We start from the raw sequence: 14,167 nt of genomic DNA, 5'->3' as shown, positions 1-14,167 counted from the left end.
CCGCCGGCGTCAGGGCGCGACGAAGAGGACGTCTGCGGGGCCGAGTTCGGGGCGAATGCCGGACGGGAGGTAGACAGCGCCGGCGGCTTCCGGGTAGTACCAGCGGACCGCAGGGGCGAGATTGACCCCGTCGAAGAGGGTGAGCCAGCCGGGGACGTTGCCCGTGCAGTAGACGGTCGCGCCGGGCGGGAGCGCAGGGTATTCGGCGCGGAGGGCGTCGACCCACTGCTGCTGCTGGCCGGGCCCCCAGGCGGTCCACTCGTCGACGCGGTCGAACGTTGCGTAGGTGGTCAAGCCGAGGAGCAGGATGCCGACTGCTGGCGCAGCGGGGCGGAGGCGGAGGGGCAGGAGCGCGAGGAGGTCGGCTGCGACGATGGCGAGCCCGAGGGCGACCCACGGCACGGTGAAGTAGAGGTAGCGGGGGCCGATGCCGAGGAGGTTCGGGGCGACGGCGAGGAGGGAGATGAGCCCCCCGGCGAGGAGCACCGCCGGCCGCCAGCGGCCGAGCAGGGCGCAGGCGACGGCGAGCAGGGGGATGACCGGGACTGAGAGTTCCTGGAGCAGCTTCCGCCAGCCCTGAAGGCCTTCCAGCCGTTCACGGAAGGGGAAAAGCAGGAGTTCGAGGAGGGTGCGGTAGTTGCGCCAGGCGTGGCTGCCCCAGTCGAAGATCTCAGGGTTGGCGAGCGGCTCGGTGAACACGCGGGTGCGGATGACGGCGTAGGCGACGGCGAGGGCGGCGAAGGGGAGGAGCGGCAGCCAGGCAGAGCGGCTCCGGAGCTGCCACCGGCAGGTGACTGCGAGGTGCCAGCCAGCGATGACGGGAAGGGCGACCCAGCCGGATTCGCGGGTCATGACGGCGAGGGCGAGGAGCAGGGCCGCGAGGGCGACGGGCCGCCAGCGGACCTCCCCCGGGCGGTCCGTGCCGTGGAGGAAGGCGAGCCAGGCGCCGAGCGCGAGCGGGAGGGCGATGCTGTTGACCGACGAGATCCAGGCAACAGCCTGGTACGTCCCGGGATAGACGGCAACGATGCCGGCGGCGATTGTGCGGACGGCGCGGCGCTCATCGATGCGGGCGGCGACGAGCCAAACGAGGACGACGGCCGCGAGATGGCCGGCGAGGACGAGGAGGTGATAGGGCAGCGGGTTTCCGCCTGCAAGCGGCTGGAGCAGTTCGAACCAGAGAAAGGCGAGCGGCCGCCAGAAATCGCGGGTGAACGGAAGCAGCGGCTCGCTGCCCCAGGGTGTGAAGGCGGCGCGGACGTACGCGGGGGTGGAGAGTTCGCGGGCGGCGAGGAGGTAGAAGTAGTCGTCGAGCCAGAACGGAGACGCGAGCGCAGGCGCGAAGGCGGTTACGGCGGCTGCGAGCGTCAGCAGCAGCGGCCAGTTCGTCGTTGCCCCGCTCGTGAGCCGCCGGCGCATCCGGGGCAGCATACCGGACGGGGGCTCAGTTGGCTTCGGCGGCACGGTCGAGGAAGGGCCGGACAGCGGCAGCGAGGGCGGCGTGCTCGGGGTGTTCGAGCCGGGGGTCGCGTTCGAGCACGCGGGCGGCGAGTTCGCGGGCGCGGAGGAGGATGTCGCGGTCGGTAAGGCGGGCGACGCGGAGCATGGTATTGGTGCCGCTCTGGAGGCGGCCCCAGGTTTCGCCTTCGCCGCGCATGCGGAGGTCGACTTCTGCGATGGCGAACCCGTCGGTGGTTTCGCACATGGCGTTGAGACGTTCGCGGGCGTCGGGACCGGGGTCTTCTTCGCTGGAGAAGAGAAGGCAATAGCTCTGCTTTTCACCGCGGCCGACCCGTCCGCGGAACTGGTGGAGCTGGCTGAGCCCGAACCGTTCGGCGCCTTCGATGACGATGACCGTGGCGTTGGGGACGTCGATCCCGACCTCGATGACGCTGGTGGAGACGAGGACCTGGGCCTCGTTGCGGGCGAAGCGGGTCATGACATCGTCCTTCTGGCGGGCGGACATGCGGCCGTGGAGGAGTTCGACGGCGTAGCCCGCGAGCGGGCCGCTGCGGAGGTACTCGAACTCCTCTTCTGCGGAGCGGACGTCGAGGGTTTCCGATTCCTCGACGAGGGGGCAGATGACGTAGACCTGTTCGCCGGCGTCGAGGCGCTTGCGGAGGAAGCGGTAGGCGTCGGGGCGTTCGTCGGGGCGGTACCAGCGGGTGCGGATGGGCTGGCGCCCGGGGGGGAGCTCGTCGAGGGTCGAGACCTCGAGGTCGCCGTAGACGGTGAGGGCGAGGGTGCGGGGGATCGGCGTTGCGGTCATGACGAGGAGGTGCGGGTTGCGGCCCTTCTGGCGGAGGCGGGCCCGCTGCATGACGCCGAAGCGATGCTGCTCATCGACGATGGCGAGGCCGAGGCGGGGGAACTGGAGGTCGTCCTCGATGAGGGCGTGGGTGCCGATGACGATATCGGCGCCGCCGTGGGCGGCATCGCCGCGGACCTGGGCGCGCTGGGCCGGGGTGAGCGACCCGGTGACGAGGAGGACGCGGAGGCTGCGGCCGAGCCAGGGCGGGCTGAACACGCCGTCGAGGGCGGAGAGGTCGCCGCTCCCGAGCAGGCGGGCGAGGGAGCGGTAGTGCTGCTCGGCGAGGATTTCGGTAGGGGCCATGAGGGCGGCCTGGTGCCCGGAAGCGACGGCGGCGAGCATCGCCGCGAACGCCACCACGGTCTTCCCGGAGCCGACGTCGCCCTGGAGAAGGCGGAGCATGGGGCTGGGGCCGCGGAGGTCGCGTTCGATTTCGGCGAGGGCGCGCTGCTGGGCGCGGGTCAGCGGGAACGGGAGGCTGCGGACGAACGGCTCGCGGAGGGGGCCGAGGTCGAGGCAGGGAGCGTCGGCGCTGCGCTGCCATTCGGCGCGGCGGAGGAGGACGGCGCACTGGACGGCGAGGAGCTCCCCGAGCGCGAGCCGCTGGCGCGCGTGCTCGGCGTCTTCGGGTTTCGCCGGCGCGTGGTAGGTGCGGATGGCGGCAGCGATGCCGGGGATGCGCTCCTGTTCGCGCAGCCAGCCCGGCACCGGGTCGGCGACCCTGTCGGCGACGGCATCGACGGCGCGGGCGACGACGGCGCGGATGGTCTTCTGGCCGAGGCCTGCGGTGGCCGGGTAGACGGGCTCGAGGCGGGCGAAGCTATCGCCTGCGCGCTCGAGCTTTTCGAACTCGGGGTTCTCGAGCTGGAGACGGCCGCGGTAGCTGCGGACGCGGCCGGCGAGGACGAGGCGGTCGCCAGCGTTGAGGTTGCGGGCGACGTAGGGCGCGTTCCACCAGATGACGGGAAGGGCCGCAGAGCCGTCGGAGACGAGCGCGCGGGTGCCGCGGAGGCGGCCGCGGGCCCTGAACTCCGCGGCCTCGAGGACGTCGGCGACGATGGTCTGGAGCGCGGACGAGGGCTCGAGGTCGGCGATGCGGCGGAGGTTGGTGTAGTCGTTGAAGCGGCGGGGGAAGAGGAATGCGGCGTCGCCGACGGTCGTGACGCCGAGCTTTTCGAAGCGTGCGGCGACGGCGCGGCTCACGCCTGGGAGGTCGGTGAGCGGGGAGGCGGGGCCGAGGGGCGGAGGCGGCGGGGGCGGGGCGGCGGGGCGGGCGGCGCGCTGGCGGGCAGGGACGGCGTTGGGCGCGGCGGATGGCAGGCGCGGGGCGCCGCCGGCAAGGGCAGCGAGGACGGCATCGACCCAGCGCTCGCGCTTGTCCGGGGGGAGGGAGCGGTAGCCGCCGGGCGGCAGCTGCCGCGCGGCCTCGGCGAGCGGGGTGCCGCGGAGGAGGCCGTCTTCGGCGAGCTGGACGAGGAAGCGGTCGAGGCCGCCGATCACGGCGGTGTTCCTGCAGCCGCCCTGCCGTTCGAGTTCGAAGACGCGGCGGAGACGCGCGGGGTCGAGGGTGCGAGGGGCGGTCATTCGCGTTCGAGGGCGGCCACGCCGAAGGCGGCGGGGCCGGTGTAGGTGCCCACGACCGGCCCAAGGTAGGCCGTGTGGAGGGCGGTGTGGGGCAGGCGGGGCCGGAGCTGGTCGACGGCGGCAGCGGCTTCGGCGGGGAGGTCGCCGTGGGCGATGAAGAGCTCTTTGGCGCGCGGCATGGCGGCGGCAAGCTCGAGGATGCGTGCGCAGGCGCGGGCGCGGGTGCGGACGCGTTCGAAGGGAGCGACTTCGCCCTGGTCGACCGTGAGGATGGGCTTGATGCTGAGGATCGAGCCGATGAGCGAGCGGGCGCGGCCGATGCGGCCGCCGCGCTGGAGATATTCGAGGGTATCGACGGCAACAAGGACGGTGACGCGGTCCATGGCGCGGCGGGCGACGGCGACGACCTCGGGGAGGGATGCTCCCTGCGCGGCTGCGCGGGCGGCTTCGAGGACGATGAGGCCGAGACCGACGCTGACGTTGTAGGAGTCGATGAGGTCGATGTGGAGGTCATGCTTCAGGGTCTCGCGGGCGACAGACGCGGAGTTGAGCGTGCCGGAGAGCTTCGAGGAGATGTGGATGGAGACGATATCGGCGCCGTCGGCGCCGGCGGTGCGGTAGGCCTGCTGGAAGCGCTCGACCGGGGGCTGGCTGGTGCGCGGAAGGACGGAGGAGGTGCGCAGCCGCTGGTAGAACTCGGCGGGGGTGATGGTGACGCCGTCCTCGAATGCCTCGTCGCCGAAGATGACGGTGAGCGGCACGACGGTGATGCCGTGCGCGGCGACCAGGTCAGGGGGGAGGTCGCAGGTGGAATCGGTGACGATGCGAACGGTCATAAATGTTCAGGCGCCTATGCGGGAGAGTATAAGGCCTGCAGATCCGGGGGTAGAATAGGCGGCATGGTCACGGTAAAGCTGGCGCCGTCGATCCTGACGGCAGACTTCGGGCGGCTGGCGGACGAGGTGCGGGCGGCCGAGGCAGGCGGGGCGGACATGCTGCACCTCGACGTGATGGACGGGCGGTTCGTCCCGAACATCACGTTTGGGGCGCTGGTGGTGGAGGCGCTGCGGAAGGTGACCTCGCTGCCGTTCGATATCCACCTGATGACGGTGGAGCCGGAGCGGCTGATCGAGCAGTTTGCGGACACGGCGGACATCATCAACGTGCACATCGAGGTGTCGCCGCACATCAACCGGACGATCGACGCCATTCACCGGCTGGGGAAGAAGGCGGGCGTGTGCATCAACCCGGGGACGCCGGTGGCGGCGATCGAGGAGTCGCTGCCGGACGTGGACCAAGTGATGGTGATGACGATCAACCCGGGCTGGGGCGGCCAGCAGATGATTCTCCGGCAGCTGGAGAAGGTGGCCCAGATCCGGCGGCGGCTGGACGCAGGCGGTTTTCGGGCGGACATCGAAATCGACGGCGGCGTGAAAGCGCACAACGCGGCCGCCTGTGTGCGGGCAGGGGCCACGGTGCTGGTGTGCGGGTCGTCGGTCTACAACGCGGAGAGGAGCGTGGCCGAGAACCTGGCGGAACTCCGGCGGGCGGCGAGCGGCGAGTAAGGGAGCTCAGCCGATTTTGATGCCGGCCTCGCGGAGGCGGGCAAGCAGACCGATCGCCTCCTCGAGTTCGGCATCGTGCTCGGTGACCTGGCCTTCGTACAGGAGGTAGTCGAGGTCGGCGGCGGTGTAGCCGTAGCGGTCGAGGATCTCGAGGGCCTGGCGGATGGCTTCCTGCGTATCCGGGACGTGGCGGGCGATCCAGTCGTCTGTGGTGCGCATGGGGACCTCCGTCGGCGGGTGTCCCTCCATGATGACACAGGCGGGGCGCACGGGTGCGGGCGAACGGCCGCGGCTTTGGGGACGATCGGGGCAAACCCTGATTTTGGGCGGGACGGGCGGCTTGTCACTCAATGTCCACCGTGTTCACCCGATTGTCACCATAGAAGCCCGGGAGGGCGGCAACCTCGCCGGGAGCAATCACGAACCGGGGGAACCCGGAGGAGGCAACGACGATGACCCGGATCATGACGAACGTGAGCGCCATCAACGGGCAGCGGAACCTTGCCCGGACGGGCCTGAAGATGGGGAAGACGCTGGAGAAGCTGGCGAGCGGCTACCGGATCAACCGGGCGGCGGACGATGCCGCGGGGCTCGCCATCAGCGAGAAGATGCGGGCGCAGATCCGGGGCAACAAGCAGGCGCTCCGGAACGCGCAGGACGGCATTTCGATGCTGCAGACGGCCGAAGGCGCGATGGACGAAGTCCATGCCATCCTCCAGCGGATGCGCGAGCTGGCGGTCCAGGCGGCGAACGGCACGTACGCGGACAACGGGCCGGAGCGGACGAGCATCGGCGAAGAGATTGTCCAGCTGCGGAAGGAGATCGACCGGATCGCGTACAGCACGGAGTTCAACGGGCAGAAGGTGCTGACCGGCGCGCTTTCGAGCGTTGCGGCAGGCGTCGCGGGGACGAACCTGGTCCAGGGCGAGACGATCGGGTACGCGAACGCCGGCGCAACCGGCACTCACCTGGTCTCGGGCGACCCGCTGCCCTCGGGCGGGACGCGGACCGTCACATTCTCCACGGCACCGGCCGGCGACTACGTGTTTGTGAACAACGGCGGGGTGCTCGAGATGAGGCTGGGCAGCGCGAGCGGGACGCTGGTGGCGACGGCGGCGGGCTTCGCCTCGGGCTCGTCGATCGCGGGCGGCTCGGCGGGGTCGGTGGTGTTCACGAACGGGTTCACGCTTACGATTACGACCGACCCGAACCCGTACAGCTGGACGAGCTTCCTCGCTGACATGGCGGTGGGCGGCAACCAGAACCTTTCGATCAACGGCCTGACGGCGACGACGATTACGGCAACGACGGCCCGGCCGCAGACCTACACGTTTACGTCGCCCGGCGCGGGGCAGCTGACGCTGACGGGGGCGGACGGGACCTCGCAGACGCTGACCATCACGAACATGGCGCCGAACGAGACGCGGACGCTCGACTTCAACCAGCTCGGGGTGAGCGTGACGCTGCAGACGGGGCCGGCGGGGCGGACGGCCGCGCAGGTCATCACGGACCTGACGGGCCCGACGGACAACACGATCATCATCCAGGGAACGGGGAACACGTCGACGCTCCAGGTGGGGGCGAACGTGCCGGACACGCTGCAGCTCGAGTTCGTGAGCATGCTGAGCGAGAACCTGGGTTCGCCGGCGTACAAGCTGGGCGGGTCATCGGGGCTGATTACGACGCTGGGCGACCAGGTGGTGAAGACGATCCAGGATGCGCACAACCTGATGAGCGCGCTGGACGGGGCGATCCAGACGCTGAACAGCCGGCGCGGCACGCTCGGCGCGGCGCAGAACCGGCTCGAGCACACGATCAACAGCCTGGGCGTCTCGGTGGAGAACCTGACGGCGAGCGAGAGCCGGATCCGGGATGCGGACATTGCCGAGCTCTCGAGCGACCTGGTGGCACAGAACATCCTGCAGTCGGCGGGCGTGGCGGTGCTCGCGCAGGCGAACCAGACGCCGCAGGCGGTGCTGAAGCTGCTCCAGGGCTAATCCGCGACCTGATCGAGGCCGCTCTCCCGGGACGGGGAGGTCACGCCAGGTGACCTCCCCGTTTCCGTGCGCGGGGGCCGGGGCCGGGCCGCGGGGATGGCCGGGATGGGCGATTGTCACGCGGCGTCCACCCGGGGCACGCAATCTCCACCGGTGTATCCCCGGCAGTTCCCGTGCTGCACCCCTAATCGTTCGTGACGGGGCCGATACCCAAGGCGTCACACCTGCCCAAATCCACACGCGGGGCAGGGCCGGGGGCATCCCGGCAGAACGAGAAGGGGAGACGCAGGATGTCTTCGATCGTCACGAACGTTGCTGCCCTGAACGGTCAGCGCAACCTCAACATCACGGCAGCGAAGATGGGGAAGGTGCTGGAGAAGCTCTCCAGCGGCTACCGCATCAACCGCGCGGCCGACGATGCCGCCGGCCTCGGCATCTCCGAAAAGATGCGCGCCCAGATCCGCGGCAACAGCCAGGCCATCCGCAACGCCAAGGACGGCATCTCCATGATCCAGACCGCCGAAGGCGCCATGGACGAGATCCACTCCATCCTCCAGCGCATGCGCGAGCTGGGCGTCCAGGCCGCGAACGACACGTACGACACGGCGGCGCGGACCTCCATCGGCACCGAGCTCATCCAGCTCCGCAACGAAATCGACCGCATCGCCAACGCCACCAACTTCAACGGCCAGAACCTGCTCACCGGCGCCCTCACCGGCGTCCTCGGCGGCACCTCCGCCAACGACCTCGTTGTCAACGACGCCGTCGACCAGGCCATCGTCACCGAGATCAACGTCGCCGGCGCCAAGCCCGGCACCTACACGTTCACCTACAACGCCACCACCGACCAGCTCACCCTCACAGGCCCCAACGGTCAGGCCCAGCAGATTACCGTCTCCGCCATCGCCGCCAACGGCACCCAAACCCTCAACTTCAACCAGCTCGGCATCTCCATCAAGCTCGCCTCCACGGCCGGCGTCACGGACCCCGACGACATCGGCACGGACCTCACCTCCGCCGCGAACGACACCATCGTCGTCACCGGCAGCGGCGCTGCCGCCCTCCAGGTCGGCGCGAATACGACGGCCTACGACGTCATGAACGTCTCCTTCAACGACGTCCGCGCCACCCAGGCCTCCGGCCTCAACCTCCTCACCGGCGGCGGCGTCAACTGGACCTCCGCCTCCACCATCGTCGCCTCCAACGCCGCCGCCCAGGCGTTCATCACCCAGATCGATACCGCCATCACCACCCTCAACACCCGCCGCTCCGACCTCGGCGCGGCCCAGAACCGCCTCGAGCATACGGTCAACAGCCTCGGCGTCGCCGTCGAAAACCTCACCGCCAGCGAGAGCCGCATCCGCGACGCCGATGTCGCCGAGCTCTCGACGCAGATGGTCAGCAACCAGATCCTGCAGCAGGCGGGCACGGCGGTCCTGGCGCAGGCGAACCAGTCGAGCCAGGCAGTCCTGAGCCTCCTCCGGTAATCAGCCGGCCCGGCCGGTAACGCCGTGGGCGCCCCTTGCGATGACGGGAGGGGCGCCTCGGTTTGTCCTGGAGCGGGCACGCGACGGCGCGTTCACCGTCCAGTCACCGGCCGGCCCCCGGGCTGCAACTGCGGCCACCCGTTTGCCACCCGGACGCACCCGTTTCGCCCCCGGACGCGGGTCTGCAACCGGGCGATACCCAAGCTGACACCACTGCCACCGAGGTGGCACCGGCCTCGCGGCCGGGGGAACAGCAAAGGGGAGAACAGGTTACATGTCGTCGATTGTCACCAACATCGCAGCGCTCAACGGGAACCGGAACCTGGGGATCACGAACGCGAAGATGGGGAAGGTGCTGGAGAAGCTCTCCAGCGGCTACCGCATCAACCGCGCGGCCGACGATGCCGCCGGCCTCGGCATCTCCGAAAAGATGCGCGCCCAGATCCGCGGCAACAGCCAGGCCATCCGCAACGCCAAGGACGGCATCTCCATGATCCAGACCGCCGAAGGCGCCATGGACGAGATCCACTCCATCCTCCAGCGCATGCGCGAGCTGGGCGTCCAGGCCGCGAACGACACGTACGACACGGCGGCGCGGACCTCCATCGGCACCGAGCTCATCCAGCTCCGCAACGAAATCGACCGCATCGCCAACGCCACCAACTTCAACGGCCAGAACCTGCTCACCGGCGCCCTCACCGGCGTCCTCGGCGGCACCTCCGCCAACGACCTCGTTGTCAACGACGCCGTCGACCAGGCCATCGTCACCGAGATCAACGTCGCCGGCGCCAAGCCCGGCACCTACACGTTCACCTACAACGCCACCACCGACCAGCTCACCCTCACAGGCCCCAACGGTCAGGCCCAGCAGATTACCGTCTCCGCCATCGCCGCCAACGGCACCCAAACCCTCAACTTCAACCAGCTCGGCATCTCCATCAAGCTCGCCTCCACGGCCGGCGTCACGGACCCCGACGACATCGGCACGGACCTCACCTCCGCCGCGAACGACACCATCGTCGTCACCGGCAGCGGCGCTGCCGCCCTCCAGGTCGGCGCGAATACGACGGCCTACGACGTCATGAACGTCTCCTTCAACGACGTCCGCGCCACCCAGGCCTCCGGCCTCAACCTCCTCACCGGCGGCGGCGTCAACTGGACCTCCGCCTCCACCATCGTCGCCTCCAACGCCGCCGCCCAGGCGTTCATCACCCAGATCGATACCGCCATCACCACCCTCAACACCCGCCGCTCCGACCTCGGCGCGGCCCAGAACCGCCTCGAGCATACGGTCAACAGCCTCGGCGTCGCCGTCGAAAACCTCACCGCCAGCGAGAGCCGCATCCGCGATGCCGATATCGCCGAGCTCTCCAGCCAGCTCGCGAGCTCGACGATCCTGCAGCAGGCGGGCACGGCGGTCCTGGCGCAGGCGAACCAGTCGGCGCAAAGCGTACTGAGCCTGCTCCGCGGCTAAGCGGCGAGCTGAGCGCGCCTCCTGGCGGGCCCGGGGAGAATCCCGGGCCCGCCGTTTGCGCGCACGGCCGGGCTCAAGGTCGGGGAGGCGCGGACCGATGATCAGGTAGTTTCCGGAAAGGATGGGCGCCATGCGGGAGCTTAGACTCGAGAGCATCGACCCGGTCCGGCTTTCGCCGGCGCCCGCATCGTGGGGCCAGGGGCGGCGGCAGGACCGGCCGAAACCGGGACCCCGCCGCGACGGCGGCAGCCGGGAACGGATGATTCGGATGCTGGCGCCCGGGCACGACCCGGCGGCGCTGGAACTGGAGTACGTCGTGGACCATGCAGGGATGATGGTCGCCATCCAGGTTCGCGACACGGCAACGGGGGACGTCATCGCGCGGGTGAGGGCAGAGGACCTTTGGCGGCTGGCGAGCGAGGAGGCAGCCAACGGACTTCTCCTGGAACGGCGAGGGTAGACGATGAGCGACCCGGTTCGGATCGGCGGGTTCTACGCGACGTTTGACACGGAGGCGGTGATTAAGCAGCTGACCGCCATCCGGATGCGGCAGGTGACGCTGCTCGAACAGAAGGGCGCCGACAACGACGCGAAGAAGGGCGCCGTGAACTCGGTCCAGACCGCGATGAAGGCGTTCCTGGAGAAGGTGAAAGCGCTCGCGGCGCCCCAGTCGGTGAGCGGAATGACGGCGACGGCGAGCGGCACGGCGGTCAGCGTATCGGCGCTGCCGGGGGCACAGGCGGGCAGCTTCACGGTCAACGTGACGCAGCTGGCGACGGCCACGCGGCTCCAGGGGGCGCCGGCGGCGGCCGGCATCGACGCGACGAAGGCGATGAACCGCTCGAACTTCGGAACCGTCCCGACGAACGGGACCTTCACCATCGCGACGGCGAACGGGGGCTCGCAGACGTTCACGGTGGGGCCGGCCGCGGCGCAGACGGGCGTGGCGCTGCAGTCGGCGAACATCGACATGGCGGTGACGAGCGGGACGTTCACCATCGGCACGGTGGGCGGCGGCACGCAGACGATCACCATCAACGCGGCCACCGACTCGCTGAACGATGTCATCAACGCGATCAACAGCGCGGGCGTCGGGCTGACGGCGAGCATCGTGAACGATGCAAACGGGCGGGCGAACCGGCTGCAGCTGACGTCGAGCAACGGGGACATCATCCTCGGCGGGCCGGGGGACAGTTCGAACTTCCTCTCGGCGATGCGGCTGCTGAGCACGCCGCCCGGGACGACGCGGACGGGCGAGGCGTTCACGCAGCAGATGTCGCTGAACGACGTCATCGCCGACATCAACGCGAGCAGCATCGGGGTGACGGCAAGCATCACGAACGACAGCTACGGGCGGCCGACCATCCTGACGGTGACCTCGACGCAGGGGAATATCTCGTTCGGGAGCGGGTCTGACTCGTCGAACTTCCTGGCTGCGACGGGTCTGCTGACTTCTTCGCCCGGGACGACGCGGTCGAGTTCGAATCCGATCTCGCGGCTGAGCACGTCGGCGAAGCTGCAGGATGCCGGGTTCAACGGTGGGCCGCCGAACGCCGGGGACCAGGCGATTGTGATCAACGGGGTGAGCATCAGCTACAACGCGGCGACGGACTCGCTGACGGACGTCATCAACCGGATCAACGCAAGCCAGGCCGGCGTGACGGCGCGGTACGATTCGCTGACCGACACCGTACGGCTGCAGAACAAAGCGACGGGGAACCTGGCGCTGACCGTGCAGGACGCGCCTGGCGGGAACCTCGCGGCGAAGCTTGGGCTGACGACGGGCACGCTGACTGCGGGGCAGAACGCGGAGTACAGCATCGACGGGGGGCCGACGCAGCAGTCGGCGTCGAACTCGGTCGGGTTCGGCGGCGTGACGATGACGTTCAAGGAGACAACGAGCTCGCCGGTGACCGTGACGGTCTCGCAGGACACGTCGAGCGCGGCGAACGCGATCAAAGCGTTCGTGACCGAGTTCAACAACGTGATGAAGGCGATCGACGCGGCCACGAAGGCGGACGGTTCGAAGAAGAACAACCAGTCGGGGCCGCTGAGCGGGGACGTCTCGCTGCGGCAGCTGAAGTCGGACCTGCGGAGCATCCTGACGAGCCCGGGGACGAACCTGGAGGGCGGCTTTGCGACGCTCTCGCAAATCGGGCTGACGTTCGGGCCGGTGGGGTCGGCGATTGGTACGACGAACACGCTGCAGTTCGACGAAGCGAAGTTCGCGGAGGCGGTCCGGACGAATCAGGCGGGCGTGCAGGAGCTGCTGAGCCGCCTGAGCCTGGCTGCGACGCTCGAGCCGGGCGGGACGGGGTCGATTACCGGCATCTCGGGCACGTACGCGGGGGCAGAGCCGGGGAAGTGGGTAATTACGGATGACGGCGCGGGGAACCTCTCGGCGGTGTTCACGCCGGCGAACGGGGGCCCGCCAATTTCGGCCTCGGGGACGATTGCGCCCAACGGGTCGAATTCGGGGCTGGTCCCGGGGCTGACGCTGACGGCCGGGCCCACGCTGCAGGCGGGGACGCACACGATCACGGTCAGTGCGACGTCCGAGAGCGTGATCCAGCGGCTCAAGCGGTTCGCCGAGAACCAGGCCGGCATCGGGGGGACGCTCGACAAGCGGAAGGCGACGTATGACCGGATCGCCTCGGACATCTCGGAGCGGATTGCGACGCTGGAGAAACGGATCGAGGCCGAGATGGAGCAGCTGCGTCGGAAGTTCGCCGCGATGGAGCAGGCGCAGGCGCGGAGCCAGAGCATCCTGGGGAATCTTCAGCAGCTGGCGAACCAGCTTTCGGGCAACAGCGGCCGAAAGTAGACGCGACGCTGAAGATGCGCGAAAACCGGCCGATAACCGAAACGACACCGAACACGGGAGAACAAGCCTGATGACCAGCAATCCCTACGCCGCGTACCGCACCGTGGAGACGATGACTGCCGACCCGGTGACGCTGACCACGATGCTCTTCGACGGCGCAGTGAAGGCGCTCCGGAAGGCCCGGCTGCACTGGGAGAACGGCAACCGGCAGGGGTTCAACGACGAGACGAACCGGGCATTCCTGATCATCGGGGAGCTGCGGGCGACGCTCGACATGAGCCAGGGCGAGATTGCGGAGAATCTTGCCGCGCTCTACGCCTACTGCCTGCGCCGGATTGTCGAGGGGTCGCTGGGCGACCTTGCGAAGCTCGAAGAGGTGGAGCGGCACATCGGGCAGGTCGGCGAGGCGTGGAAGACGGCGACGGCAGCGCTGCGGGCGCAGGCCGCGGCGGCCCGGCCGGGAACGGAAGCGGCAGCGTGACGGAGGCGGGCCGGCCGATTCAGCGGGCGCTGGAGCTGGCGCGGGCGCGGCTCGCGCTGCTGCAGGCCGGCGGGGAGTTCGCCGGCCTCGAGGAGCTGGACCGGGCGCTGGAGGAGGCCTGCCGGGCGGCAGCGGCGGACGGACGGCCGGGGGATGAGCAGCCGCTCGGCGAACTGCTGGCTGTGCAGCGGGCGGGGGACGCAATCCTTGCGGCAGAGCTGGCGGCGACCGGCGCCCGGCTGCGGCGGCTGCGGGAGGGGCAGGCGGGCAACGCCGCCTACCGTGCAGGGAGCGAAGGGTTTGGGGGCGCCCGGTAACCGGGCGGGCCGCGTTTTTTCACCCCGGGAGGCACGGCCGGGCCGCCGGCGGCGATGCACCGAGTCGTCACCGGGCATTCATCGAATGGCGCCTGACCGACCACCGTCCGCGCATCAAGAATGACCC

General features: G+C 69.7%; 13 protein-coding genes. 8 read left to right on the top strand and 5 right to left on the bottom strand.

Annotation, left to right across the window (positions count from 1 at the left end; genetic code table 11):
* Positions 1-9: 9 nt before the first annotated feature.
* Genes Tbon_RS13910 through Tbon_RS09925 form a run of 3 tightly spaced genes read right to left on the bottom strand, consistent with a single transcriptional unit; the run spans position 10 to position 4,731 of the window.
* Positions 10-1,419: a hypothetical protein gene (locus Tbon_RS13910; protein WP_192497895.1), complete on the bottom strand. Its 1,410-nt coding sequence runs from the start codon at positions 1,417-1,419 to the stop codon at positions 10-12.
* 25 nt (positions 1,420-1,444) lie between these two features.
* A complete protein-coding gene (gene recG, locus Tbon_RS09930) occupies positions 1,445-3,895 on the bottom strand; it encodes an ATP-dependent DNA helicase RecG (RefSeq protein WP_158067559.1) in 2,451 nt (816 codons plus the stop codon).
* Positions 3,892-4,731, bottom strand: coding sequence for a DegV family protein (locus tag Tbon_RS09925; RefSeq protein ID WP_158067558.1), 840 nt, complete (start codon positions 4,729-4,731; stop codon positions 3,892-3,894). The genes recG and Tbon_RS09925 overlap by 4 nt, the downstream gene beginning before the upstream one ends.
* A gap of 63 nt (positions 4,732-4,794) precedes the next feature.
* Here Tbon_RS09925 and rpe point away from each other — a divergent pair, with 63 nt between their 5' ends.
* Positions 4,795-5,460 carry a ribulose-phosphate 3-epimerase gene (gene rpe, locus Tbon_RS09920; RefSeq protein WP_158067557.1) on the top strand — a complete coding sequence of 222 codons (666 nt, stop codon included), beginning with the start codon at positions 4,795-4,797 and terminating at the stop codon, positions 5,458-5,460.
* Between the two features lie 6 nt (positions 5,461-5,466).
* Here the strand turns inward: rpe and Tbon_RS09915 are convergent, their stop codons facing one another.
* Together Tbon_RS09915 and Tbon_RS13905 are read right to left on the bottom strand one after the other, a co-directional pair.
* Positions 5,467-5,679, bottom strand: a complete 213-nt coding sequence (locus tag Tbon_RS09915; RefSeq protein WP_158067556.1) for a hypothetical protein — start codon at positions 5,677-5,679, stop codon at positions 5,467-5,469.
* Positions 5,680-5,803: 124 nt separating this feature from the next.
* Positions 5,804-5,944, bottom strand: coding sequence for a hypothetical protein (locus Tbon_RS13905; RefSeq protein ID WP_192497894.1), 141 nt, complete (start codon positions 5,942-5,944; stop codon positions 5,804-5,806).
* On the opposite strand from Tbon_RS13905, the gene Tbon_RS14445 reads away from it, so the two are divergent.
* The 7 genes from Tbon_RS14445 to Tbon_RS13895 all read left to right on the top strand — a co-directional run bounded on the left by Tbon_RS14445 (position 5,934) and on the right by Tbon_RS13895 (position 14,040).
* Positions 5,934-7,457: a flagellin N-terminal helical domain-containing protein gene (locus Tbon_RS14445; protein ID WP_318655374.1), complete on the top strand. Its 1,524-nt coding sequence runs from the start codon at positions 5,934-5,936 to the stop codon at positions 7,455-7,457. The two genes, Tbon_RS13905 and Tbon_RS14445, sit on opposite strands and share 11 nt — an antisense overlap.
* Positions 7,458-7,747: 290 nt before the next feature.
* Positions 7,748-8,944 (top strand): flagellin N-terminal helical domain-containing protein, encoded by a 1,197-nt coding sequence (locus Tbon_RS14440; protein ID WP_158067554.1) that lies wholly within the window; start codon positions 7,748-7,750, stop codon positions 8,942-8,944.
* A gap of 274 nt (positions 8,945-9,218) precedes the next feature.
* Positions 9,219-10,418 carry a flagellin N-terminal helical domain-containing protein gene (locus Tbon_RS14435; RefSeq protein WP_158067553.1) on the top strand — a complete coding sequence of 400 codons (1,200 nt, stop codon included), beginning with the start codon at positions 9,219-9,221 and terminating at the stop codon, positions 10,416-10,418.
* A gap of 130 nt (positions 10,419-10,548) precedes the next feature.
* A complete protein-coding gene (locus tag Tbon_RS09895; protein WP_158067552.1) occupies positions 10,549-10,878 on the top strand; it encodes a hypothetical protein in 330 nt (109 codons plus the stop codon).
* A gap of 3 nt (positions 10,879-10,881) precedes the next feature.
* On the top strand, positions 10,882-13,242 hold the full coding sequence (gene fliD, locus Tbon_RS09890) for a flagellar filament capping protein FliD (RefSeq protein ID WP_158067551.1): 2,361 nt from the start codon (positions 10,882-10,884) through the stop codon (positions 13,240-13,242).
* Between the two features lie 70 nt (positions 13,243-13,312).
* The gene (gene fliS / locus Tbon_RS13900) at positions 13,313-13,723 is read left to right on the top strand and encodes a flagellar export chaperone FliS (protein WP_192497893.1); all 411 of its coding nucleotides are present in this window, start codon (positions 13,313-13,315) and stop codon (positions 13,721-13,723) included.
* The gene (locus tag Tbon_RS13895) at positions 13,720-14,040 is read left to right on the top strand and encodes a hypothetical protein (protein ID WP_192497892.1); all 321 of its coding nucleotides are present in this window, start codon (positions 13,720-13,722) and stop codon (positions 14,038-14,040) included. The genes fliS and Tbon_RS13895 overlap by 4 nt, the downstream gene beginning before the upstream one ends.
* The last annotated feature ends 127 nt before the right edge of the window (positions 14,041-14,167 follow it).

The sequence above is a fragment of the Tepidiforma bonchosmolovskayae genome (assembly GCF_008838325.1).
GTDB classification, from domain to species: domain Bacteria; phylum Chloroflexota; class Dehalococcoidia; order Tepidiformales; family Tepidiformaceae; genus Tepidiforma; species Tepidiforma bonchosmolovskayae.
This window is presented reverse-complemented; position numbering and strand designations above follow the sequence as displayed.

What these genes read in the sequence shown, in the direction of transcription:
- fliS (WP_192497893.1), top strand. Translation starts at nt 13,313, where the DNA reads ATGACCAGCAATCCCTACGCCGCGTACCGCACCGTGGAGACGATGACT.
- Tbon_RS13910 (WP_192497895.1), bottom strand. Translation starts at nt 1,419, where the DNA reads ATGCGCCGGCGGCTCACGAGCGGGGCAACGACGAACTGGCCGCTGCTG.
- Tbon_RS14440 (WP_158067554.1), top strand. Translation starts at nt 7,748, where the DNA reads ATGTCTTCGATCGTCACGAACGTTGCTGCCCTGAACGGTCAGCGCAAC.
- Tbon_RS09895 (WP_158067552.1), top strand. Translation starts at nt 10,549, where the DNA reads ATGCGGGAGCTTAGACTCGAGAGCATCGACCCGGTCCGGCTTTCGCCG.
- Tbon_RS13905 (WP_192497894.1), bottom strand. Translation starts at nt 5,944, where the DNA reads ATGGCGCTCACGTTCGTCATGATCCGGGTCATCGTCGTTGCCTCCTCC.
- Tbon_RS14435 (WP_158067553.1), top strand. Translation starts at nt 9,219, where the DNA reads ATGTCGTCGATTGTCACCAACATCGCAGCGCTCAACGGGAACCGGAAC.
- recG (WP_158067559.1), bottom strand. Translation starts at nt 3,895, where the DNA reads ATGACCGCCCCTCGCACCCTCGACCCCGCGCGTCTCCGCCGCGTCTTC.
- rpe (WP_158067557.1), top strand. Translation starts at nt 4,795, where the DNA reads ATGGTCACGGTAAAGCTGGCGCCGTCGATCCTGACGGCAGACTTCGGG.
- fliD (WP_158067551.1), top strand. Translation starts at nt 10,882, where the DNA reads ATGAGCGACCCGGTTCGGATCGGCGGGTTCTACGCGACGTTTGACACG.
- Tbon_RS09925 (WP_158067558.1), bottom strand. Translation starts at nt 4,731, where the DNA reads ATGACCGTTCGCATCGTCACCGATTCCACCTGCGACCTCCCCCCTGAC.
- Tbon_RS09915 (WP_158067556.1), bottom strand. Translation starts at nt 5,679, where the DNA reads ATGCGCACCACAGACGACTGGATCGCCCGCCACGTCCCGGATACGCAG.